Below are 21,159 nucleotides of genomic sequence, written 5' to 3' on the forward strand. Positions count from 1 at the left end.
GGACCATCACATACTAAGATTCGGTGAACAAGAGGTCAGTAGAAATAGACCGCGTTGTTGATCAGAATGATCCGCAACGCATAGACCCCGATCAGCACCACCAGAGGGGTCAGATCCAGACCGCCCATGGCGGGTAGAATGCGGCGAATGGGGCCGTAGATCGGCTCTAACAAACGGTTCAGTCCGTACCAGATTTGCGCCACCAGTTGCTGGTGCAGGTTCAGCACCTGGAAGTTGATCAGCCAGCTCATGATCACATGGGCAAGGATGATGAACCAGACAATGTCCAGGATCAGCAGAAGGATTTGGATCAGCGACAGCATGGGCACTCCGTTCGTCAATTGTCCTGAGACCTAAGCGTCACAGCCGCAAAGAGCAAGTGCGCCCCAACAGAACGCTTGCGAATTGACCCAAAGCCCCGTCTTATGATCGCAACAATAATAATATGGGGCAGAGATGGCGGAGATTTCCAAGCGTAAGCGCATCTGGGGCTGGTGGTTTTTCGACTGGGCCAGCCAGCCGTTCCATACATTGCTGGTGACCTTTGTCTTTGGCCCCTATTTCGCCGGGGTGGCGGCTCAATACTATGCGAATACCGGATTAGACACCGATGCTGCGGCGGCGCAGGCGCAGACCGTCTGGGCGAATTGCCTGACCATAACTGGGCTGATCATCGCGTTCGGAGCGCCCCTGTTGGGCGCGATGGCGGATGTTTCGGGTCGGCGCATCCCGTGGATTCTCGGGTTTTCGGTGATGTACGCGGTGGGGTCTGCCGCGTTGTGGTACACGATGCCCGATGGCTCGAACATGTGGTTGATGCTGTCGGCTTTTGGTCTGGGCTTTGTGGGCGCAGAATATGCACTGATCTTCATCAACTCTCAGCTGCCCGATCTGGGTGACGATAGAGAAGTGGGCGAGATTTCAGGTTCGGGCTTCGCCTTCGGCTATTTCGGAGGCCTGCTGTCGCTGGCCATCATGCTGGCGCTGTTTGTTGAACAGCCCAACGGCAAGACCTTGATTGGTATGGATCCGTTGTTCGGGCTGGATGCGGCAACGCGTGAAGGGACGCGGTTTGTCGGCCCCTTCACCGCTGGATGGTTCGTGTTGTTCATGGTGCCGTATTTCCTGTGGGTTCGGGATGATCCTGAGACCAACAAACAGGGTAGCGTGGGTGAGGCGCTGCGCTTGCTGGGCAAGTCCGTGGCGGCTTTGCGTCACCGGGTCAGTCTGGCGACCTATCTGGGGTCGTCGATGTTCTATCGCGACGCGTTGAACGGGCTATACAGTTTCGGAGGCGTCTACGCGCGGTTGGTGCTTGAATGGGACCTGATAAAAATCGGCGTATTTGGAATCGTCAGCGTTCTGGCCTCGGCCATCTTTGCGTGGATCGGGGGCAAGATGGATCGCAAGTACGGCCCTAAACCGGTGATATTGGTTGCGATTTGGGTTCTGATCTTTGTCTGCGTAACGGTTGTGTCGATGGATCGAACACAGATCTACGGAATTTCATTACCCGTAGGCTCGGGCCTGCCGGACATGGCGTTCTTCGGGTGCGGAGTTCTGATCGGCGGCATGGGAGGTATTCTGCAATCCGCCAGCCGTTCAATGATGGTACGCCATACTGATCCCGCCACCCCGGTCGAGAGTTTTGGGCTGTACGGGCTTTCGGGTCGGGCGACCGCCTTTGCAGCGCCGCTATTGATCGGAATAGCAACAGCAGCAACCGGTAGTGCAAGACTGGGGGTGTCACCGATCATTCTGTTGTTTATTCTGGGCCTAGTCCTGATGCGCTGGGTGAAACCGGAAGGGGATCAGAGCAGATGATTTTACTACGTTTTTTGGCCGTTCTGGCCGCAATAGCACTGGCAGGCGTGGCTACGGCACAGCCCTTGGCCAAACAGTTATTCGGAGCCCAGAAGGTTGGGTCGCAGCAAAAATCTGCCGCATTCGGCAGTTATTCGCGCGGGTGCGCCGCCGGGTCGGTGCAACTCCCTGAAACCGGGCCAACTTGGCAAGCCATGCGCCTGTCGCGCAATCGCAATTGGGGGCATCCTCAGGCGATCGACTATGTGCAGGATCTCAGCCGGTTTGCCGCGAAACAACCGGGGTGGAATGGTCTCTATATCGGGGATATCAGCCAACCGCGGGGTGGGCCGATGACCTCGGGCCATCGTTCGCACCAGTTGGGTTTGGATATCGATATCTGGATGCTGCCGGGCGATAACATGCGCCTAAGCCGCAAAGCACGCGAGAATATCTCGTCTATATCCTTGCGCCGCGCGAACGGCGCGTATGTAAACGGCAACTGGACCAAGCAGCACCATGCGGTATTGCGCGAAGCCGCCAAGGACAAGCGCGTTGCCCGGATCTTCGTATTCCCGGGTGCAAAGGTGCAGATGTGCAATGACGAGAAGGGCAACAAAGCCTATCTGCGCAAGATCCGGCCATGGTGGGGACATCACTATCATTTCCACGTGCGGCTGAAATGCCCGAAAGGATCGAAAGGCTGTGTAAATCAGGACCCGCCACCCAAGGGTGATGGTTGCGCCGAGGCGCAGCAATGGGTGCGCAATATTCTGAACCCACCGCCACCTGATCCAAATGCGCCGCCGCCCAAGAAACGTCGTGAATATCGAATGGCGGACCTTCCCCAGCAATGTACCGCCGTTCTGCAATCCAACTGATCACGGCGCTTCTGCTGGCAGGGACTGTTCAGGCGGTGGAGCTTAAGCAGGCTTCGCTGCTGGACAGCTATGTCTGGCGCAACAACGCCAACTGGTTCGGTGGATTTTCGGCGATTCATATCTCTGAAAACGGGCGGAACATGGTCGCTATCAGTGACCGGTCAACACTGATCACCGCGCGGATTGAACGAGATCAAGATACGATCAGAAACATCCAAATCCTTGACCAGTGGCCGATTCTGTCCAGCAAAGGCCGTATCTTGAAGGGGAGGGCAGGGGATTCCGAAGGGCTCGCCGTTGCTGCAGATGGCAGCGTTTACGTCTCGTTCGAAGGCGTTCACCGAGTCGTGCATTACACTGCCCCCGACGCCAATGGACGGGTTCTGCCGCGCCCGCGAGAGTTCCTGAATATGGACCTCAACGGCTCATTTGAAGCGCTGGCGATAGATGGTCGCGGGCGGTTGTATACGCTGACCGAAAAGACCCGCACTGTTCGAGGCGATATACCGGTCTATCGCTGGGATGGCGCACGCTGGTCAGCGCCTTTTGTGTTGCCGCCCCGTGGAAAGTTCCTACCGGTTGCAGCGGATTTCGGGCCCGACGGGAGGCTCTATGTGTTAGAGCGTGCGGTGGCTTTCATCGGCTTCCGCTCACGCCTGCGACGCTGGGTGATCTCTGGCGACGTGCCCAAGGCCGAAGAAACGCTGTTTGAAACCGCTACCGGGACCCATGACAATCTGGAGGGTCTTTCGGTCTGGCGCGATCAGAACGGGCGGTTGCGCGCAACCATGGTATCGGACGACAATTTTCGTTCCTTGCAACGTACCGAGTTGGTGGAATACTTGCTGCCTGATTGACAGACCGCATACAAAGGTCTAAACGCACGGCCTGCCTCGGGATGAGCCTGGGGCCAAGTCGCCGCTACCTTGTCAAAACGGGCATCTGAAAATGCAACGCTCTTATATTCCCGGCATCCTTGCCATGGCCTCGATCGTCGTGGCCTCAAACATCCTGGTCCAGTTCCTGATCCTTGACGGCCTATTGACCTGGGGTGCCTTCACCTATCCGTTGGCCTTTCTGGTCACCGACATCATGAACCGCGTCTACGGCGTGGGTCCGGCCCGCAAGGTCGTATTCGCCGGTTTTGTCACCGGTATCATCTGCTCGCTGATCGGCAGCCAGATCATGCTGCAGGGTGACGGGTTTACCTATGCAGCCGTACCGCTGCGCATTGCTGTGGCTTCGGGCACCGCCTTCCTGATTGCGCAATTGACCGACGTCACTGTGTTCAACTCACTGCGAGGTGGCCGCTGGTGGCGCGCGCCGCTGGTGTCGACACTGGTTGGCTCGGCGCTGGACACCGCGATCTTCTTTACCCTTGCGTTCTCGGCCTCAGTTACCGTCTTTGGTGCCAATGCAGATTCAGCGATCAACTGGGCGTGGGAGCCTGTGCCGTTTATGCTAAGCGGCCCGATGGCCCCGCTCTGGGTAACGCTGGCCTTCGCCGACTGGCTGGTGAAACTGTCGCTGGCGCTAATCGCCCTGATTCCGTTCAAGGTGATTGTTGCCCGTTTGACCGCCGCGCAGCCTGCATAAAAAAGTGCTTTGAGATTGGCGCATCTTGTGTCAGGCTCAAAATTAACCGCAACAGATAGAAAAGGAGGTGATCCAGTGTCGAGAAAGAGATTGGAGAGAGGTGTTGGAACAACCGGGGGGATCGCCTGTTAAGGCAGCCCTTGGCGGAGCGCTCGCTCCGGCTGGTCGATTGATCTAACCGACCCAACCTCCTGAACTTTCGAAGGGCCGTCCCGCCGGGGCGGCCCTTTTTGTTTTCAACTGCGCCCTGTAAGGTCCGATCCATGTTGCGCATCACCGACGATATCGCCCTGCAAGACTGGGAAATGACCGAAAGCTTCGTGCGGTCCTCTGGTCCGGGTGGGCAGAACGTCAACAAGGTCTCCACCGCCGTTGAGCTGCGGTTCGAGGCCGCGCGCTCACCTTCCTTGCCTGATCCGGTCAAGACACGTCTGAAACGGCTGGCCGGACGTCGCTGGACCAAGGACGGCGCGATCATCATTCAATGTGAAGAAACACGCTCGCAGGCCCGCAACCGCGACATCGCGCGCGCCCGGTTGGCTGAACTGATCACGCGGGCTTTGGTCAATCCCAAGCGCAGGATCGCGACCAAACCCACTTATGGTTCGGTCAAGCGAAGGCTTGCTGCTAAGAAAGCCCGCGCGGATGTCAAAGCCCTGCGAGGCAAAGTGTCCGAAGATTGATCTGGCAGTTTCGCTGCACGTTGCTACTCTGCCGGTGCAAGACGCAGGGGAGGTAAAGCCATGAGGCTTGAGGGAAAAACCGCCATCGTAACCGGCGGCGCATCCGGGTTCGGCGCAGGGATTGTGCAAAAATTCTTGGCCGAAGGTGCCCGCGTGATGATCGCAGATATCAATGGCGAAGCGGCTTCCAACATGGCGTCTGCGGTCGGCACGAATGCCATCGCACAGCGCGTTGACGTCTCGGATGCGGCATCGGTTCAGGCCATGGCACATGCTGTGTCGGAAGAATTCGGAAAGCTTGATATTCTGGTGAATAATGCGGGCGTGACGCACTTGCCGGCCCCACTTGAGGACGTCGATGACGATGAATTCGACCGCGTCTTCGCCGTGAACATGAAATCCGTTTACCTGACCGCGCGCGCCTTTGTTCCGCAGATGAAGGCACGTGGCGCGGGGGCGATCCTGAACGTGGCCTCAACAGCAGGCCTGTCGCCGCGGCCCAATCTGAACTGGTACAACGCCTCCAAAGGCTGGATGATCACCGCGACCAAGACGATGGCCGTCGAACTTGCCCCTTCGGGCGTGCGCGTCAACGCGATCTGCCCGGTGGCGGGTGAAACCCCGCTGCTGAAATCCTTCATGGGTGAAGACACCCCGGAAATCCGCGCCAAATTCCTGTCGACGATCCCGCTTGGTCGCTTCTCAACCCCCGAAGATATGGCAAACGCCGCCTGTTTCCTCTGCTCGGACGAGGCCAGCATGATCACCGGCACAGCCCTGGAAGTGGACGGAGGCCGATGCATCTGATCCGCCCTTCATCTGGCCATAAATATCTCCGCCGGAGGCAGCGCGCGCCATCGCGATTTCCGGCCCAGTGTGCGAGACGAAAATGAACCCCGGACCCAGAAACCTGATCACTGATGTCGCTGGCCTCAAGGTTGGCAATGCGCACGATGATACGCTTAAATCAGGCACAACTGTCCTGACGGCGGACAACCCGTTCATAGCTTCGGTTCATGTGATGGGCGGCGCCCCCGGCACGCGTGAGACCGACCTTCTGGCGGTCGACAAAACTGTTGATCGGGTCGACGCGATTGCTTTGTCCGGCGGCTCGGCCTTTGGACTGGATGCGTGCTCGGGCGTTTCAGACGCATTGCGCGCTCAGGGGCGCGGATTCCAGGTCGGTTCGGCCGTCGTGCCCATCGTGCCGGGCGCGATTCTGTTCGATCTACTCAATGGTGGAGATAAGAACTGGACCGAAAATCCTTATCGCGATCTGGGGAAGTCTGCGTATTTGACCGCCTCACCAGAATTTGAACTGGGCTCGGTGGGGGCTGGTACCGGCGCATTGGCCGCGATGCACAAGGGTGGCTTAGGCTCGGCTTCGTTAAAGCTTGAGGGTGGCGTAACCGTCGGCGCGCTGGTGGTGGCCAATCCGCTTGGCAGCGTAACCACACCGGGTGATCGGCATTTTTGGGCTGCGCCGTTTGAGATCGATGGCGAGTTCGGTGGATTGGGGCCAGATCCGACCTCGGGTCTTGGTTCCTCTCTTGTCAGCCGTAAGGCGCAGATGATGCATTCTGCTCCGCCAGATCGCGCAAACACCACGATTGCTATAGTTGCAACTGATGCAGCGCTGACCAAACCGCAATGCCAGCGTCTGGCGGTAGCAGCCCATGACGGCATCGCCCGTGCCATTGTTCCTGCGCACACGCCTGGCGATGGAGATCTGGTATTTGGTCTCAGCACCGGCGCGCGCACGATTGGCCCCGAGGCGATGGCGATGATCGGCCATGCGGCCTCGATCTGTCTTGCGCGCGCGATTGCACGGGCTATCTATCTGGCTTCCCCCCGCGCTGGCGACCTGCTGCCCTGCTGGTCGCAGTTACATGACTTCGGTTAAGTACGACACCGATCGCCTGTGACACAGTGCCGTCGCGCGGCAATCTGCGCGTTGACTCTCTGCTGTGCCAGCGATCCATTCGGTGCAGCCAATTCATATCGGAGCAAAAAGCTATGAATCGTATCCTTGCCACCGCAATTGCCGGTCTGCTGGCCCTTCCTGTCTATGCAGAAGGTGATGCCGAAGCGGGTAAGAAGACCTTCAATAAATGTAAATCCTGTCACATGATTGCTGACCCTGCGGGTGAAGTTATCGTTAAGGGCGGTAAGACGGGTCCGAACCTGTACGGAATCGCAGGCCGCACCGCCGGCACTGAAGAAGGCTTCAGATACGGCGATAGCATCGTGGCCGCGGGCGAAAATGGGCTGGTCTGGGATGAAGAGACTTTCGTGGCCTACGCCCAAGACCCCAAAGCATTCTTGAAAGACTATTTGGGGGAAACCTCGGCCAAGTCGAAAATGACCTTCAAGCTGAAGAAAGGCGCCGAAGACGTTTACGCCTATATCGTGAGCGTTTCGGGAGAGTAACTCCGCCAACAGGTTTACAGACGAACTTCGAAATGCCGCAGCCCCTGCGGCCTTTCGTGCGATTGATTGACATTGTAATCAGCGCCACTTTGGGGAAAACCGGTAAGGCCATGTGCACCGGAGATCGCCAACAGGAGACGACAGATGGGAATCTTGATCCCGGCTTGGGTTGAGGGCGAACTGACACCCGTCGACAAGCTGGAGGCGCATGAAAAGGGGCTGCGACACAAGGCTGTGTCCGTGTTTGCCGTGCGCGGGACCGAGATATTGCTGCAACGCCGGGCGATGGGCAAATACCACACGCCGGGTCTATGGGCGAATACCTGTTGTACGCATCCGGATTGGGACGAAAGCGCTTCGCATTGTGCCGTCCGGCGCCTGCGCGAAGAATTGGGCATCACCGGACTTTACCCCGAATACCGGCATCGATTGGAGTATCACGCCGATGTCGGCAACGGAATGGTCGAGAACGAGGTGGTCGACGTCTTTCTGGCCCATGTGCGTGGAGCCTTGAAAATCGAGCCTAACCCGGAAGAAGTGATGGATATCCGCTGGGTCGATTACCACGATCTGCTGGCCGAGGTGAAGCGGCACCCCGACCGTTTTACCCCGTGGCTCAAGATTTATCTGCACAATCACGCTGACACGATATTTGGACCTGACCTGATAATCTCGGCCAATTCATAACCCTGCCTTGCAAGGCGGACGCAAGCGGCATACATCAACGCGTCATGGCCAAGCAGAAGCAGAACACTGACCCGAATTACAAAGTGATCGCCGAAAACCGGCGTGCGCGCTTCGATTATGCGATCGAAGACGATCTCGAATGCGGTATTGTCCTGGAAGGGTCCGAGGTCAAATCCCTGCGTGCCGGTGGGTCGAACATTGCTGAAAGCTATGCGTCGGTTGATGACGGAGAGCTATGGCTGATCAACAGCTATATCGCGCCCTATGAGCAGGCCAAGGTCTTCAAACATGAAGAACGCCGCCGCCGTAAACTGCTGGTGTCACGCAAGGAACTGTCGAACCTGTGGAACGCGACCCAACGCAAAGGCATGACGCTGGTGCCGCTGGTGCTTTACTTTAATCACAAGGGTCGGGCGAAGCTGAAGATCGGCATCGCCAAAGGTAAGAAGCTGCACGACAAGCGCGAAACGCAGGCCAAGCGCGACTGGTCACGGCAGAAACAGCGCTTGATGAAGGACCACAGTTAGAACGCCATGGCCGCCTGAACCGCGCGTTGCCAGCGCGAATAGGCCGCGTCTCGGTCAGCAACGGGTTTTGCAGGCTCAAACCGCCGGTCCAGATCCCAGGTTTCGGCGAATCCGGCCTGATCCGGGTAGACACCCGCTTTCATGCCCGCCAGCCATGCGGCACCAAGCGCGGTGGTTTCCTGCATCACCGGGCGGTCGACTGGGGCGCCCAGAATGTCGGAAAGCCCCTGCATGGCCCAGTCCGAGGCGCTCATTCCGCCGTCGACGCGCAGGATCACGTCAGTCTCTGCGCCCCAATCGCCCTGCATGGCGTGCCACAGGTCGCGGGTCTGGAACGCGATGCTTTCCAGCGTGGCGCGCGTGATTTCGGCGCGGCCTGAATTGCGAGTCAGGCCAAAGATTGCGCCCCGGCAATCGGGTTTCCAATAAGGCGCGCCCAGCCCAGTAAAGGCAGGGACGAGAACAACGTGCTGGTTTGGATCAGCTTTGGCGGCCAGTTCACCGCTTTGCGGTGCGGTTTCGATGATTTGCAACGCATCGCGCAGCCATTGCACCGCCGCACCGGCAATGAAAATCGAGCCTTCAAGCGCATAGGTTTTCTGCCCGTCCAACTGATAGGCAATTGTCGTTAGCAGCCGGTTTTTCGATTCAACTGGCTGCGTACCGGTGTTGAGTAGTGCGAAACAGCCCGTGCCATAGGTGGATTTCATCATGCCCGGCTGGAAACAGGCCTGTCCGATGGTGGCAGCTTGCTGATCCCCCGCCACGCCGAGAATTGGAGTGTTACCGCCAAACAGTGAGGTCGATCCGAAGTCTGCGGCGCAATCGCGCACGTCGGGCAACAAAGCTTGGGGGATGTCCAGCAAGTCGCAGATCTCGGTACTCCATTCCCCTTTGTGAATATCGAATAGCAATGTGCGGGCCGCATTGGTGGCATCGGTGGCGTGCACGCGCCCTTCTGTCAGTCGCCAGATCAGGAAGGTATCGATTGTGCCGAACAGCAGCTCTCCGGCGGCGGCACGGTCGCGTGCGCCGGGGACGGTATCAAGCAACCATTTGACCTTGGTGCCTGAAAAATAAGGATCTAGCAGCAGACCGGTCTGGGCAGTTACGTCATCCTCGCATCCCGCTTTGCGAAGACGCTCGCAAATCTCAGCGGTGCGACGGTCCTGCCAGACGACTGCGTTGTGAATGGGGGTCCCGGTGGCGCGATCCCAGATGACAGTGGTTTCGCGTTGGTTGGTAATCCCGATACCAGCGATCTGTGCCGCGGATACACCTGTCGTTTGCATCACTTCACGGCAAACCGTCAGAACGCTGTCCCATATCTCCTCGGCATCATGCTCAACCCAGCCTTCCTGTGGGAAATGCTGTGTAAACTCGTGCTGCGCAGTGCCGACGCGCTGCATTTGCGCGTCGAACAGGATTGCACGAGACGATGTGGTGCCCTGATCGATTGCCAGTATATAGGTCATTCCTGCGCCCCTCCCGCTTTGGTTTTGCAGGACTTTAGCGCAAACACAACCAAACGTACCAGAGGGGAAATCAGACCGGAGACACCGGTAGATTGTCGATCAGCCGCACGCCGTCGACCAAGGCTGCCGCAAACAGTCGTGCGGGTCGTTTGGCATGGGTCATAGGCTCCAGCGTTTCAGCGCAGCGTAGTTGCAGATACTCCACTTCGTTGAAGCCGGCGGCCAAAAGATCGGCCTGTGCCTGAGAAGCCAAAGCTTCGAATTCTTCGCCGTTTTCCAGCGCCTGAACAACTGCACGCATGATACGATGTTTTTCGGCTGCGATGGCCAGACCATCCTCGGATAGCCTTTGATTGCGCGAAGACATTGCGAGGCCCGAAGGTTCACGCACCGTGGGGCAACCAATCACCTCGATCGGAATATCGAGGTCGCGGGCCATCCGGCGGACGATCATAAGCTGCTGATAGTCTTTTTCCCCGAAATAGGCTCGATCCGCTTGCGTTTGCAGGAACAGCTTGGCGACAACTGTTGCCACACCATCGAAATGACCCGGGCGGAATTCTCCCTCCATCGCGACGGTCAGTCCCGAGACCGAGACTGTGGTGGCGAAGCCATCTGGGTAAATCTCATCCGGGTCGGGCGTGTAAATCGCATCGACGTTGTAAGGCGTGAGTTTTTTTGCGTCTTCTTGTTCGGTGCGCGGATAGTTGGCGAGGTCTTCGGGGTTGTTGAACTGCTTGGGGTTTACAAAGATCGTCACGATCACCCGGTCGCAAGCCGTCTTCGCGGCTTCGGCCAGCGACAGATGCCCCTGGTGCAGCGCACCCATGGTGGGGACAATTCCGATCACCTCACCATTCAGATGCCAATCACGAGTCAGCGCACGCAAGTCTGCCAGTCGACGCAGAATAGGCGCGGTCATGACTTGGGTCCTTTGACGGGTACGGCATCGGCAAAGACATGTTCGTCTGCCGGGAAGCTTCGCGCACGAACCTCGGCTGCGTATTCAGCAATGGCGGCTTCGGCCAACGGGCCAAGATCAGCATAGCGTTTGACGAATTTCGGTTTGAAGGCGGTGAAAAAGCCAAGCATATCGTCCACCACCAGAATTTGCCCGTCGCACCCGGCCGAGGCACCAATGCCAATTGTGGGGATCGCAATCTCAGCGGTAATTCGGTTTGCCAAACCCTGCGGAACTTTCTCTAACACGACCGAAAACGCGCCTGCTTCGGCGACGGCCCGGGCGTCGGCCAATACGGCATCGGCCTGTTCGTCGCGCCCTTGTACCTTATAGCCACCCAAAGTGTTTATCGACTGCGGTGTCAGGCCAATATGTGCCATCACCGGGATCCCGCGTTTGACCAGAAACCGGATGGTTTCAGCCATCTCGAAGCCACCTTCCAGCTTAACCGCCCCAGCTCCTGTTTCCGACATCAGCCGGGCTGCATTGCGGAATGCCTGAGCCGGGTCATGCTCGTAGCTGGCGAAAGGCATGTCGATCACCATCATTGCCTTGTCCAGACCACGGGCAACGGCCTGGCCGTGCATGATCATCATCTCCATCGTCACACCAAGAGTCGACGTCAACCCGTGCAACACCATGCCGACGCTGTCACCGACCAGAACGAAGTCACAATGCGCATCCATCAACTGCGCCATCGGTGTTGTGTAGGCGGTCAACGAGACCAGAGGATCAGTACCTTTCCGGGCGCGGATATCCTCGGCGTTCGGGGCTTTCTTGCGGGCGGTGGCGCTCATGCTCGCTCCTCGCAGGTTTCATGTTGCAGCGCGGCATAGCAGATGCGGCAGGCGCAAAGAAACCCCGGTTGCGCCAACAATTCCTTGATTGACCTCGGGTTTGCGAGGACATTGGTCGCAGATCGGCCCGAAAAAAGCAGGGCTAGCCAATTTCAGTGGGGAGAGATTTTCATGACAAAGCAGCGCTTTCGCTCGTTCGCGTCGGCCCTGGTCCTTGGCGCGGGCCTGTTTGCCACGCAGGCCATGGCCAAATCTGACATCACCATCGCCATGCAGCTTGAGCCACCGCATCTGGACCCGACCAGCGCTGCGGCGCAGGCTATCGATTCGGTTGTCTACACCAATATCTTCGAAGGCCTGACCCGGTTCATGGGGGATGGCTCGGTGGTGCCGGGGCTGGCCGAAAGCTGGGAAATCTCGGATGACGGTACCGTTTACACATTCAAGCTGCGCGACGGTGTGACATTTCACGATGGCACAACGATGGATGCCGAGGACGTCAAGTTCACCCTTGATCGCGCCACGGCAGAAGACAGCGCCAACGCGCAGAAGGCTTTGTTTGCGGGCATTAAAAGTGTCGAGGTGGTGGACCCCCTGACCGTTCAGGTGACGTTGAATGAGCCGAACGGGAACTTCCTTTTCAATCTCGCCTGGGGTGACGCGGTGATCGTTGCGCCCGAAAGCATCGAGAATATCAAGACCAATCCGGTTGGCACGGGGGCCTTCACCTTCTCTGACTGGCTGCAGGGTGACAGCATCATCCTGAATCGCAACCCCGACTATTGGGGCGAACAGCCCGCGTTAGAGACCGCAACGTTTAAGTTTATCTCGGATCCGACCGCCGCCTTTGCCGCCATGATGGCCGAGGATGTAGACGTGTTCGACAACTTCCCCGCACCCGAGAATCTGCCGCAATTCGAGGCTGATCCGCGCTTTCAGGTTCTTGTCGGCTCGACCGAGGGGGAAACCATTCTGTCGACCAACAACAAACAAGCCCCGTTTGATGACATATTGGTCCGACAGGCATTGGCCCACGCGATTGACAGGCAGGCCATCATTGATGGGGCTATGTTCGGCTATGGCACACCCATCGGTACGCATTTTGCTCCGCATAATCCGGCTTACGTCGATCTGACCGGCAATTCGGCCTATGACCCGGAAAAAGCCAAGGCGCTGCTGGCCGAGGCCGGGTATCCCGATGGGTTCGAGACCACGCTGCACTTGCCGCCGCCTTCCTACGCCCGACGCGGGGGTGAAATCATCGCTGCCCAACTGGCCGATATTGGCATCACCGCCGAGATCATCAATGTGGAATGGGCGCAGTGGCTGGAAAGCGTGTTCAAGGGCAAGGAGTTTGGCCTGACCATCGTCAGCCATACCGAGCCGATGGATATCGGTATTTATGCCCGGCCCGACTATTACTTCCAATATGACAGCACCGACTTTCAGGCATTGATGGACACGCTGAATTCGACCACGGACCCTGATGAGCGCACACGTTTGCTGGGTGAGGCACAGCGCTTGATTTCGACCGATTACGTCAACGGGTACCTGTTTCAACTTGCCAAGCTTGGCGTGGCCAAGGCCGGTGTTGAGGGGCTATGGGAAAACGCACCCACGGCAGCGATCGATCTGACCGGGATCAGTTGGTCCGAATAGAAGAACAGAGTTGGACCGGGGCGATGGCCAGCGCCCCGGCGCGAACTGTTGCACCATGAAACCCACAAGGATTCTGGTTTGGCGGGTTTCTTTTTGTCTATCTTCTCGTGCCTTAGGCGCTGGACCCTCACGGGATGTGACCCTAACGTTTCCAAATGCTCCGCTACGCCCTCAAACGTCTGCTGTCGCTGATCCTGAGCCTGGCCGTCGCCTCGGTTGTCATCTTTGCAGTGATCGAGGTCGCGCCCGGCGATCCGGCGTCGTTCATGCTGGGCGTGAATGCGCAGGCCGATACATTGACTGCGCTGAGAGCTGAACTGGGCCTCGATGTCTCGAAGATCGAGCGGTACTTCAACTGGGTCGGCGGGATGTTGGTTGGGGATTTTGGTACGTCCTACACCTATCGCACACCCGTGTCGCAGATGATCGCAGATCGATTGTGGGTGTCATTGCCGCTGGCTTTATACGCGCTGACCCTGTCCACGCTGATTGCTTTCCCCGCCGGTATCTACGCAGCCTCACGGCGGGGCAAACCGGGTGATCTGACCGTGATGTGTGCGACTCAGCTTGGTATCGCGGTGCCGAATTTCTGGTTCGCGATGATGCTGGTGCTGGTCTTTGCCATCAATTTGCGCTGGTTCAATGCCGGCGGTTTCGCGGGTTGGGAGAACGGCATTTGGACCGGTCTACATTCACTGACCCTTCCAGCCATTGCATTGGCCCTGCCGCAAGCGGCGATCCTTGCGCGGGTTATGCGCTCGGCTCTGTTGGATATTCTGGCCGAGGATTTTATGCGCACTGCACGCGCCAAGGGCCTTTCGCGTCGGCAGGCGCTTTGGCGACACGGAGTGCGGAATGCTCTGATCCCAGTACTGACGATCATTGGACTCCAATTTTCCTTCCTGCTGGCGGGTTCGATCATCATCGAACAGGTGTTTTATCTACCCGGCCTCGGGCGGCTGGTTTTTCAGGCCATATCGGCGCGCGATCTGATCGTCGTGGAATCGGTCGTTATGCTGCTGGTCTTTGCCGTCATCATGGTGAACTTTTTTGTCGATCTGGCCTATGCCGCAGTCGATCCAAGGCTGAGGAGCAGGACATGAGCCGCAACCTGATCCTTGGCGCGACGCTGTCCTCACTGGTGGTGCTGGCAGCGCTGGTGTCCTTTGTCTGGACCCCATACGACCACGCCGCGCTGAGCATTCCGGCCAAGCTGCAGCCACCCAGCGCACAGCACTGGTTCGGTACCGATCATTTCGGACGCGACATGTTCTCGATGATCATGGTTGGTGCGCGCACCTCGATTGCGGTGGCGCTGGTCGCGGTCGGGATTGGCATGGCGCTGGGCGTTCCCTTGGGTCTGGCTGCCGCTGCGCGCAGTGGATCGTGGCTAGATGAATTCATCATGCGCGGCAATGATCTGGTCTTTGCATTCCCCTCTCTCGTCATCGCCATTCTGATCACCGCCGTCTTTGGTGCCGGGGCCATAAACGCGATCATCGCCATCGGTATCTTCAACATCCCCGTTTTTGCCCGCATCACCCGAGGCGCAGCTTTGTCTCTTTGGGAGCGCGAGTTTATCCTTGCCGCCCGCGTGTCAGGCAAAGGCGCGGCACGGATATCGGCTGAACATATCCTGCCCAATGTCGCCAATCTGCTGATTGTTCAGGGAACAATCCAGTTCTCACTTGGCATTCTGGCCGAGGCTGGGCTGTCCTATGTCGGTCTTGGTGCGCAACCCCCTACGCCAAGCTGGGGCAGAATGCTGGCCGATGCGCAGACGATGGTTAGTTTTGCCCCGCATTTGGCTCTGATTCCAGGTCTTGCCATCATCGTGACGGTTCTGGGCCTGAACCTTCTGGGAGATGGCTTGCGCGATTGGTTGGACCCTCGGATACGGGTGGCCCGCGCATGAGTCTTTTGCAAATCAAGGACCTCTCGTTGGCTATCCATGGCACGCCGATTTTAAAGAAGATCAACCTGTCGATTGCCCCTGGGCAGATCGTGGCTGTGACCGGAGAAAGCGGTTCGGGCAAATCAATGACAGCCTTTGCCGTGATGCAGTTGCTGCCAAACGATGCCGAAGTAGATGGGGTGCTAGAGTTAGAGGGCCAGAACCTACTGAACCGGTCTGAGGCCGAGATTTGTGCGTTGCGGGGCGCTGCGATCGGAATGGTTTTCCAAGAGCCGATGACTGCCCTGAACCCGGTGAAGACCATCGGCGATCAAGTTATGGAGACTATCCTGATCCACAAGGCCATGCCCCCGGCCAAAGCGCGCGCTCGGGCCGAAGAGGTTCTGGCCCGGGTTGGATTGCCAACCGACAGGTTTCCGTTGAAGCGTTATCCTCACGAACTGTCAGGCGGTCAGCGCCAGCGAGTGGTGATCGCCATGGCGATTGCACTGCGCCCCCGACTGTTGATCGCGGATGAGCCGACAACGGCGCTTGATGTGACCACGCAGGCGCAAATCCTTGATCTGCTTAAAGGGCTCGTGTCGGAGTATGGCATGGGTCTGCTGATGATCACGCATGATTTGGCGGTGGTTGCAGACATGGCGGATCAGATTGTGGTCATGCGGCATGGGGAGGTTGTTGAAACGGGCGCAACAGATCATCTCCTGCGCCATATGCAGCACCCTTACACCCGTATGCTGTTCGAAGCTTCGGGGCATCAAGTCAACCTGCCGACCTCTCCTGCACCGCGAGCGTTGCTTGAGGTCGAGAACGTGGTGCGGGACTACCGTCTGCCCCGAACGCGCCTGTTTGCCACGCCCGGTCATCATCGGGCCGTCGATCAGGTCAGCTTTACCCTGAATCGGGGGGAGCGTTTAGGGCTGGTTGGAGAGTCCGGTTGTGGAAAATCGACCCTAACACGAGCCATTTTAGGCTTGGAGGAGGTGCAGCAAGGCCGCATTTCCCTTGATGGCCAGCCTGTTTTCACCGGCCACAAACCCAATCTGGCAGTGCGACGCAAGATGCAGGTGGTGTTTCAGGACCCCTATGGCAGCTTCAATCCTCGCCACCGGGTCGCGCGCCTGATCACCGAGCCATTTCATTTGCTGGACACCCCGCCAACCGGTTCTGAACGGCAGGATCGCGTCGCTGAGATGCTTACCGCCGTTGGCCTAAGCCCCGATGATGCGGGCCGCTACATTCACGAATTCTCGGGTGGGCAGCGGCAACGTATCGCTATTGCGCGCGCTCTGATTATTCGACCCGAGTTGATCCTGTTTGATGAGGCTGTCTCGGCGCTGGATGTCTCGGTCCGCGCCCAAATTCTCGACCTGCTGGCCGAGCTTTGTGCGGCTTACGATCTGACTTACCTGTTCATCAGCCATGACCTGAGCGTGGTTCGAACCATCACCGATCGTGTGCTGGTGATGCAGGCCGGCAAGATTGTGGAACAGGGTGAAACCGAGCAAGTCTTCACAGAGCCTCAGCATCCTTACACACGAACTCTGATCAATGCGGCGCCGAAATTGCCGGAGACAGGACGAGGCGCTGCATGAAAAACCCCCGTATAGAGCCTGATATTGGAGCTTCCGATGACTAACCCCCTCTGGTTCGATCCCAACCTTTGCCTGATCGGCGGAGAATGGAAAATGCCCGCATCAGGTCAAACCTTGCTGCTGGTGAATCCCTCGGACGGTTCCGAGATCTGCCAGATCGCTCGAGGTGGCCAAACCGATATCGACGCTGCGGTGCGGGCCGCCCGATCCGCGTGCGATGGCGATTGGGGTCGCATGACGGCCCTGGAGCGAGGGCGTATCCTCACCCGGCTGGGGCAACTGGTTCTAGACCGAGTGGATGATCTGGCACAGCTAGAGGCGATGGATGTCGGCAAACCGCTGACCCAAGCGCGGGCAGATGCGGTAGCATTGGCGCGGTATTGCGAATTTTATGGTGGTGCTGCGGATAAAGTGATGGGCGAGACCATTCCCTATCTGGATGGCTATACCGTCTACACGTTGCGCGAGCCGCATGGTGTGACCGGCCACATCGTGCCGTGGAATTATCCGATGCAGATCATTGGCCGTTCTGTCGGGGCGGCGCTGGCAATGGGTAACGCCTGTGTTCTGAAACCGGCGGAAGAGGCCTGCCTGACCGCACTGGCCTTCGCGCATCTGGCGATACAGGCGGGCCTTCCGCTTGGCGCCCTGAATGTGGTGCCTGGCCTGGGGGCTGAGGCGGGCGCGGCCCTGTCGGAACACCCGGGTGTGGATCACATCTCATTCACCGGTTCGGTCGCGACAGGCGCGTTGGTTCAGCAGGCGGCGGGACGAAACGTTGTTCCAGTGACACTGGAACTGGGCGGCAAGTCGCCGCAACTGGTTTTCGATGATGCCGATCTGGATGCCGCGCTGCCGTATCTGGTGAATGCGGGTATACAGAATGCGGGCCAGACCTGCTCGGCCTCTTCGCGCATTCTGGTGCAGCGCGGTGTTTATGATGCGGTGAAATCCCGTATGGCGACTGCCTATCAAGAACTCACCGTTGGACCGGCGGTCCAGGACTTGCGCGTTGGTCCGCTGATCTCAACACGGCAAAAAGAAATCGTGACCGGTTTCCTTCACCAAGGCTCGGACTTGGCGATTGCCGCCGAGGGCCAGATTGCGGCTGGCGCACCCGAATCCGGCGCATATGTCAGGCCCACATTGTTCTCGGATGTGCCGCCCGATCATGCCTTGGCGCGGGATGAGATCTTTGGCCCCGTACAGGTTCTGATCCCGTTTGACACCGAAGAACAGGCTCTAACCATAGCAAATAGCACCGAATATGGCCTTGTTGCCAGCGTCTGGACCCGAGATGGTGGGCGTCAAATGCGGCTGGCTAAGGGTTTGCGTTCGGGGCAGGTGTTCATTAACAACTACGGCGCGGGCGGAGGTGTCGAGCTGCCTTTTGGCGGCGTTGGAAAATCCGGCCATGGCCGCGAAAAAGGGTTCGAGGCGCTTTATGGGTTCTCGCAGCTTAAGACGGTTGCGGCCTACCACGGCTAAACGATCACTTCGATCGGCTCCTGCGCTCCAACGCCAAAGACGCGCTTGTACCGCTCAATCTGCTCGGCGGGTCCCATCGCCTTTTCCGGGTTGTCAGATAGTTTGACCGTCGGGTAGCCATTGGCCGAGACCGCCTTGCAGACTAGCGAAAAGGGAGCCAATGCGTCATTCGGTACAAGTTCGCGGAAGTCATTGGTCAGCAACGTACCCCAGCCGAACGAGACATTGGTTTGATCCGCGAACTGAGCGTGCAATTCGCGTATCTTGTCCACATCTAACCCGTCCGAGAAAATAACCCGCTTCTGCGTCGGGTCTTCGCCGCGTGATTTCCACCAGTCTATTGCGATTTTTGCGCCAGTTGCGGGGTCGCCGCTGTCAACGCGAATGCCGGTCCAGCCTGCCAGCCAGTCAGGCGCGCGGTCCAGAAACCCTTTGGTGCCATACGTGTCGGGCAGAATGATCCGCAGATTTCCATCATGTTCCTCGTGCCAGTCGCTGAGGACGTCATAGGGCGCCTGCGCAAGCGCGGCGTCGTCTTCGGCGAGCGCAGAATACACCATAGGTAGTTCATGTGCGTTGGTGCCAATAGCCTCAACTTCGCGTCGCATTGCGATCAGACAGTTGGACGTTCCGGTAAAGGACGAGCCCAAACCTTCAATCATGGCCTGCACACACCAGTCCTGCCAAAGGAAGGAATGCCGCCGCCGCGTACCGAAATCCGCGATCCCAAGCCCCTCAATAGTGCGAAGCTGGGCTATCTTTTCCCATACGCGTGTCATTGCACGGGCATAGAGCACCTGTAGTTCGAACCGGCGCATATCGTTCAGAACCGCGCGTGAGCGTAATTCCATCAGTACGGCCAGCGCCGGGATCTCCCATAGCATGACCTCGTGCCACTTGCCCTCAAAGGTCAGCTCATACTGATCACCCTTACGCTCCAGATGGTAAGGGGGCAGGCGCAGGTTCTCGAACCATTCCATGAAATCCGGGCGGAACATCTGACGCTTGCCGTAGAATGTATTGCCCCGCAACCACGTGCTTTCCCCACGACTCAGACTTAGCGAGCGGATGTGATCCAACTGCTCGCGCAGTTCGCCTTCATCGATCAAACGGGCCAATGGCACGTGATTCGACCGGTTGATCAGCGAAAACACCACATCGGTTTGGGGCTTATTTCGAAACACTGACTGGCACATCAGCAGTTTGTAGAAATCTGTGTCGATCAATGACCGGATTATCGGGTCAATCTTCCATTTATGATTGTAGACCCGCGTCGCGATATCGACCATGGGGACCTCCTGCAATTTCCGTTGTTAGATCAATCGGAGCACGAAATGGCAAGAGTCGCGGAATTGGGAACAATGCCCACGACAGAACACATTACGGGCTTATTGTGGGTTTCCTTCACGCTTTAGTGAGGGGTGGGGATGGAACTGAAGGTTGAAGTTAGTGAATGAGTCTCGAGTACGATTTTGACATTGTTGCAATAGCTCCGGATGAGGTTGATCCTGAGCATGGGCAAACATCGATAACTGGGCGGCCCCCGGTGCGGGCGCGGTTCAGGGATATCAAGACGGCAGACGCTTTGCGCGCTGCATCGCCCAAGATTCGCAGAATATTTCTGGAATCAGGATTTAGCCTGGATGAGTCGGATGGGCATCTTGCCCGAGGTTATTTTCGGCCAGAAGAGGCTGAAGATCGCCTCCTGATCATAAAGCGGCTTTTTGCGAATATCCGGAATATGGGTGTCCAGGGAGAGTATAGTGGTGAGTTCGATTTCCATCACTTCTTGGGCCATATCAGGACCGCAAAGCCCGGGACCGTGAACCGGAAAATGCCCGAGCGACCATTGCAAGCGCCACGCCCAAGACCAGTGCGTCCAAAGCGTCGCACGGTTTCTGGGCGTATCGGTTTCGCGTTAGGTCTTGCCGTGATCCTGTTTGTGTTTCTGAAACTGCTGGCCGAGCACGGTGCCGCGCTTTGATCCTTAGGCCAGTGTCACACCTGCTGCGCGCATGGCCTGCTCTGCGACAGCCAAAGATCCGTCCATATCAATGGCGCGGCACAAGTTGCTTAAGACAGTGACATCAAACCCCAGCTGTGCCGCATCTACCGCCGAATAATGCACGCAGAAATCTGTCGCCAAACCGACCATGGTCAGCTGCGTGATCCCGCGCGTCTCAAGATAGCCTTTTAGACCAGTGGGCGTGGAATGGTCGTTTTCGAAAAACGCGCTATAGCTGTCGATAGCGCTGCGAAATCCCTTGCGGATGATCAGATCGCCATCTGTTCGCAAATCCGGATGGAAGTTCGCGCCTGCGCTGCTCTGAACACAGTGATCGGGCCACAAGACCTGAGGGCCATAAGGCATGTCGATCATCTCGAACGGCGCTTTGCCAGTATGAGAACTGGCGAATGAAGAATGCCCCGCCGGGTGCCAATCCTGTGTCAGGATCACCGTATCGAACGTATCCATGATCGCATTGATCGGTGCGACGATCTCGTCCCCTCCGGCAACGGCAAGCGCGCCGCCGGGGCAGAAGTCATTTTGAACATCGATAACGAGCAGGGCGTGGGACATGCTGGCCTCCTAAAGTCGTGTTATCGGTATGGTGCGCAGCGGGTATCGTCAATGCGGTCTCTTGTGTGTTTTTGCCAAGGG

Annotated in this window: 22 protein-coding genes; 15 read left to right on the forward strand and 7 right to left on the reverse strand. The window is 57.9% G+C overall.

Going from position 1 to position 21,159, the window contains the following annotated elements; translation table 11 throughout:
• Positions 1-35 precede the first annotated feature (35 nt).
• Positions 36-323 carry a YggT family protein gene (locus ACRZ9U_RS13605; RefSeq protein ID WP_170394943.1) on the reverse strand — a complete coding sequence of 96 codons (288 nt, stop codon included), beginning with the start codon at positions 321-323 and terminating at the stop codon, positions 36-38.
• 133 nt (positions 324-456) lie between these two features.
• Here ACRZ9U_RS13605 and ACRZ9U_RS13610 point away from each other — a divergent pair, with 133 nt between their 5' ends.
• The 10 genes from ACRZ9U_RS13610 to smpB all read left to right on the forward strand — a co-directional run bounded on the left by ACRZ9U_RS13610 (position 457) and on the right by smpB (position 8,607).
• Positions 457-1,824, forward strand: a complete 1,368-nt coding sequence (locus ACRZ9U_RS13610) for an MFS transporter (RefSeq protein WP_170394940.1) — start codon at positions 457-459, stop codon at positions 1,822-1,824.
• The gene (gene mepA / locus ACRZ9U_RS13615; protein ID WP_170408566.1) at positions 1,821-2,684 is read left to right on the forward strand and encodes a penicillin-insensitive murein endopeptidase; all 864 of its coding nucleotides are present in this window, start codon (positions 1,821-1,823) and stop codon (positions 2,682-2,684) included. Before ACRZ9U_RS13610 ends, mepA begins: the two co-directional genes overlap by 4 nt.
• Complete coding sequence (locus ACRZ9U_RS13620; RefSeq protein WP_170408565.1) at positions 2,657-3,541, forward strand: esterase-like activity of phytase family protein; 885 nt, start codon at positions 2,657-2,659, stop codon at positions 3,539-3,541. The genes mepA and ACRZ9U_RS13620 overlap by 28 nt, the downstream gene beginning before the upstream one ends.
• A 91-nt stretch (positions 3,542-3,632) precedes the next feature.
• The gene (locus tag ACRZ9U_RS13625) at positions 3,633-4,280 is read left to right on the forward strand and encodes a queuosine precursor transporter (RefSeq protein WP_170408564.1); all 648 of its coding nucleotides are present in this window, start codon (positions 3,633-3,635) and stop codon (positions 4,278-4,280) included.
• Between the two features lie 263 nt (positions 4,281-4,543).
• Entirely contained in the window at positions 4,544-4,963 is a 420-nt protein-coding gene (gene arfB / locus ACRZ9U_RS13630; RefSeq protein ID WP_170394928.1) for an alternative ribosome rescue aminoacyl-tRNA hydrolase ArfB, read from the forward strand.
• 60 nt (positions 4,964-5,023) lie between these two features.
• Entirely contained in the window at positions 5,024-5,770 is a 747-nt protein-coding gene (locus ACRZ9U_RS13635) for an SDR family oxidoreductase (RefSeq protein ID WP_170408563.1), read from the forward strand.
• A gap of 82 nt (positions 5,771-5,852) precedes the next feature.
• Positions 5,853-6,866 (forward strand): P1 family peptidase, encoded by a 1,014-nt coding sequence (locus tag ACRZ9U_RS13640; protein ID WP_170408562.1) that lies wholly within the window; start codon positions 5,853-5,855, stop codon positions 6,864-6,866.
• A gap of 113 nt (positions 6,867-6,979) precedes the next feature.
• Positions 6,980-7,393, forward strand: a complete 414-nt coding sequence (locus tag ACRZ9U_RS13645; RefSeq protein ID WP_170394920.1) for a c-type cytochrome — start codon at positions 6,980-6,982, stop codon at positions 7,391-7,393.
• A gap of 144 nt (positions 7,394-7,537) precedes the next feature.
• Complete coding sequence (idi, locus tag ACRZ9U_RS13650) at positions 7,538-8,080, forward strand: isopentenyl-diphosphate Delta-isomerase (protein WP_170394917.1); 543 nt, start codon at positions 7,538-7,540, stop codon at positions 8,078-8,080.
• A 44-nt stretch (positions 8,081-8,124) separates the two neighbouring features.
• The gene (gene smpB / locus ACRZ9U_RS13655; RefSeq protein ID WP_170394914.1) at positions 8,125-8,607 is read left to right on the forward strand and encodes an SsrA-binding protein SmpB; all 483 of its coding nucleotides are present in this window, start codon (positions 8,125-8,127) and stop codon (positions 8,605-8,607) included.
• On the opposite strand, the gene glpK is transcribed toward smpB, so the two are convergent.
• The 3 genes from glpK to panB form a co-directional block, all read right to left on the reverse strand.
• Positions 8,604-10,082, reverse strand: a complete 1,479-nt coding sequence (glpK, locus tag ACRZ9U_RS13660; protein WP_170408561.1) for a glycerol kinase GlpK — start codon at positions 10,080-10,082, stop codon at positions 8,604-8,606. The genes smpB and glpK overlap by 4 nt on opposite strands.
• A 70-nt stretch (positions 10,083-10,152) precedes the next feature.
• Positions 10,153-11,004, reverse strand: coding sequence for a pantoate--beta-alanine ligase (gene panC, locus ACRZ9U_RS13665; RefSeq protein WP_170408560.1), 852 nt, complete (start codon positions 11,002-11,004; stop codon positions 10,153-10,155).
• A complete protein-coding gene (gene panB, locus ACRZ9U_RS13670) occupies positions 11,001-11,840 on the reverse strand; it encodes a 3-methyl-2-oxobutanoate hydroxymethyltransferase (RefSeq protein ID WP_170408559.1) in 840 nt (279 codons plus the stop codon). The genes panC and panB overlap by 4 nt, the downstream gene beginning before the upstream one ends.
• 171 nt (positions 11,841-12,011) lie before the next feature.
• Between panB and ACRZ9U_RS13675 the strand changes: the two genes are divergently transcribed.
• From ACRZ9U_RS13675 to ACRZ9U_RS13695, 5 genes are all read left to right on the forward strand, one after another.
• Positions 12,012-13,499 carry an ABC transporter substrate-binding protein gene (locus tag ACRZ9U_RS13675; RefSeq protein WP_170408558.1) on the forward strand — a complete coding sequence of 496 codons (1,488 nt, stop codon included), beginning with the start codon at positions 12,012-12,014 and terminating at the stop codon, positions 13,497-13,499.
• 155 nt (positions 13,500-13,654) lie between these two features.
• Complete coding sequence (locus ACRZ9U_RS13680) at positions 13,655-14,602, forward strand: ABC transporter permease (RefSeq protein ID WP_170408557.1); 948 nt, start codon at positions 13,655-13,657, stop codon at positions 14,600-14,602.
• Positions 14,599-15,414, forward strand: coding sequence for an ABC transporter permease (locus tag ACRZ9U_RS13685; RefSeq protein WP_170408556.1), 816 nt, complete (start codon positions 14,599-14,601; stop codon positions 15,412-15,414). The genes ACRZ9U_RS13680 and ACRZ9U_RS13685 overlap by 4 nt, the downstream gene beginning before the upstream one ends.
• Positions 15,411-17,009 (forward strand): ABC transporter ATP-binding protein, encoded by a 1,599-nt coding sequence (locus tag ACRZ9U_RS13690; protein WP_480887490.1) that lies wholly within the window; start codon positions 15,411-15,413, stop codon positions 17,007-17,009. Before ACRZ9U_RS13685 ends, ACRZ9U_RS13690 begins: the two co-directional genes overlap by 4 nt.
• 36 nt (positions 17,010-17,045) lie before the next feature.
• Positions 17,046-18,497: an aldehyde dehydrogenase family protein gene (locus ACRZ9U_RS13695; protein ID WP_170408554.1), complete on the forward strand. Its 1,452-nt coding sequence runs from the start codon at positions 17,046-17,048 to the stop codon at positions 18,495-18,497.
• Here the strand turns inward: ACRZ9U_RS13695 and pncB are convergent.
• The 3 genes from pncB to pncA form a co-directional block, all read right to left on the reverse strand.
• Positions 18,494-19,786 carry a nicotinate phosphoribosyltransferase gene (gene pncB / locus ACRZ9U_RS13700; RefSeq protein WP_170394888.1) on the reverse strand — a complete coding sequence of 431 codons (1,293 nt, stop codon included), beginning with the start codon at positions 19,784-19,786 and terminating at the stop codon, positions 18,494-18,496. The genes ACRZ9U_RS13695 and pncB overlap by 4 nt on opposite strands.
• Before the next feature lie 338 nt (positions 19,787-20,124).
• Entirely contained in the window at positions 20,125-20,295 is a 171-nt protein-coding gene (locus tag ACRZ9U_RS13705; RefSeq protein WP_480887488.1) for a hypothetical protein, read from the reverse strand.
• Between the two features lie 189 nt (positions 20,296-20,484).
• Entirely contained in the window at positions 20,485-21,078 is a 594-nt protein-coding gene (gene pncA / locus ACRZ9U_RS13710) for a bifunctional nicotinamidase/pyrazinamidase (protein WP_170408552.1), read from the reverse strand.
• Positions 21,079-21,159 lie beyond the last annotated feature (81 nt).

The organism is Ruegeria sp. D7, from assembly GCF_056534355.1.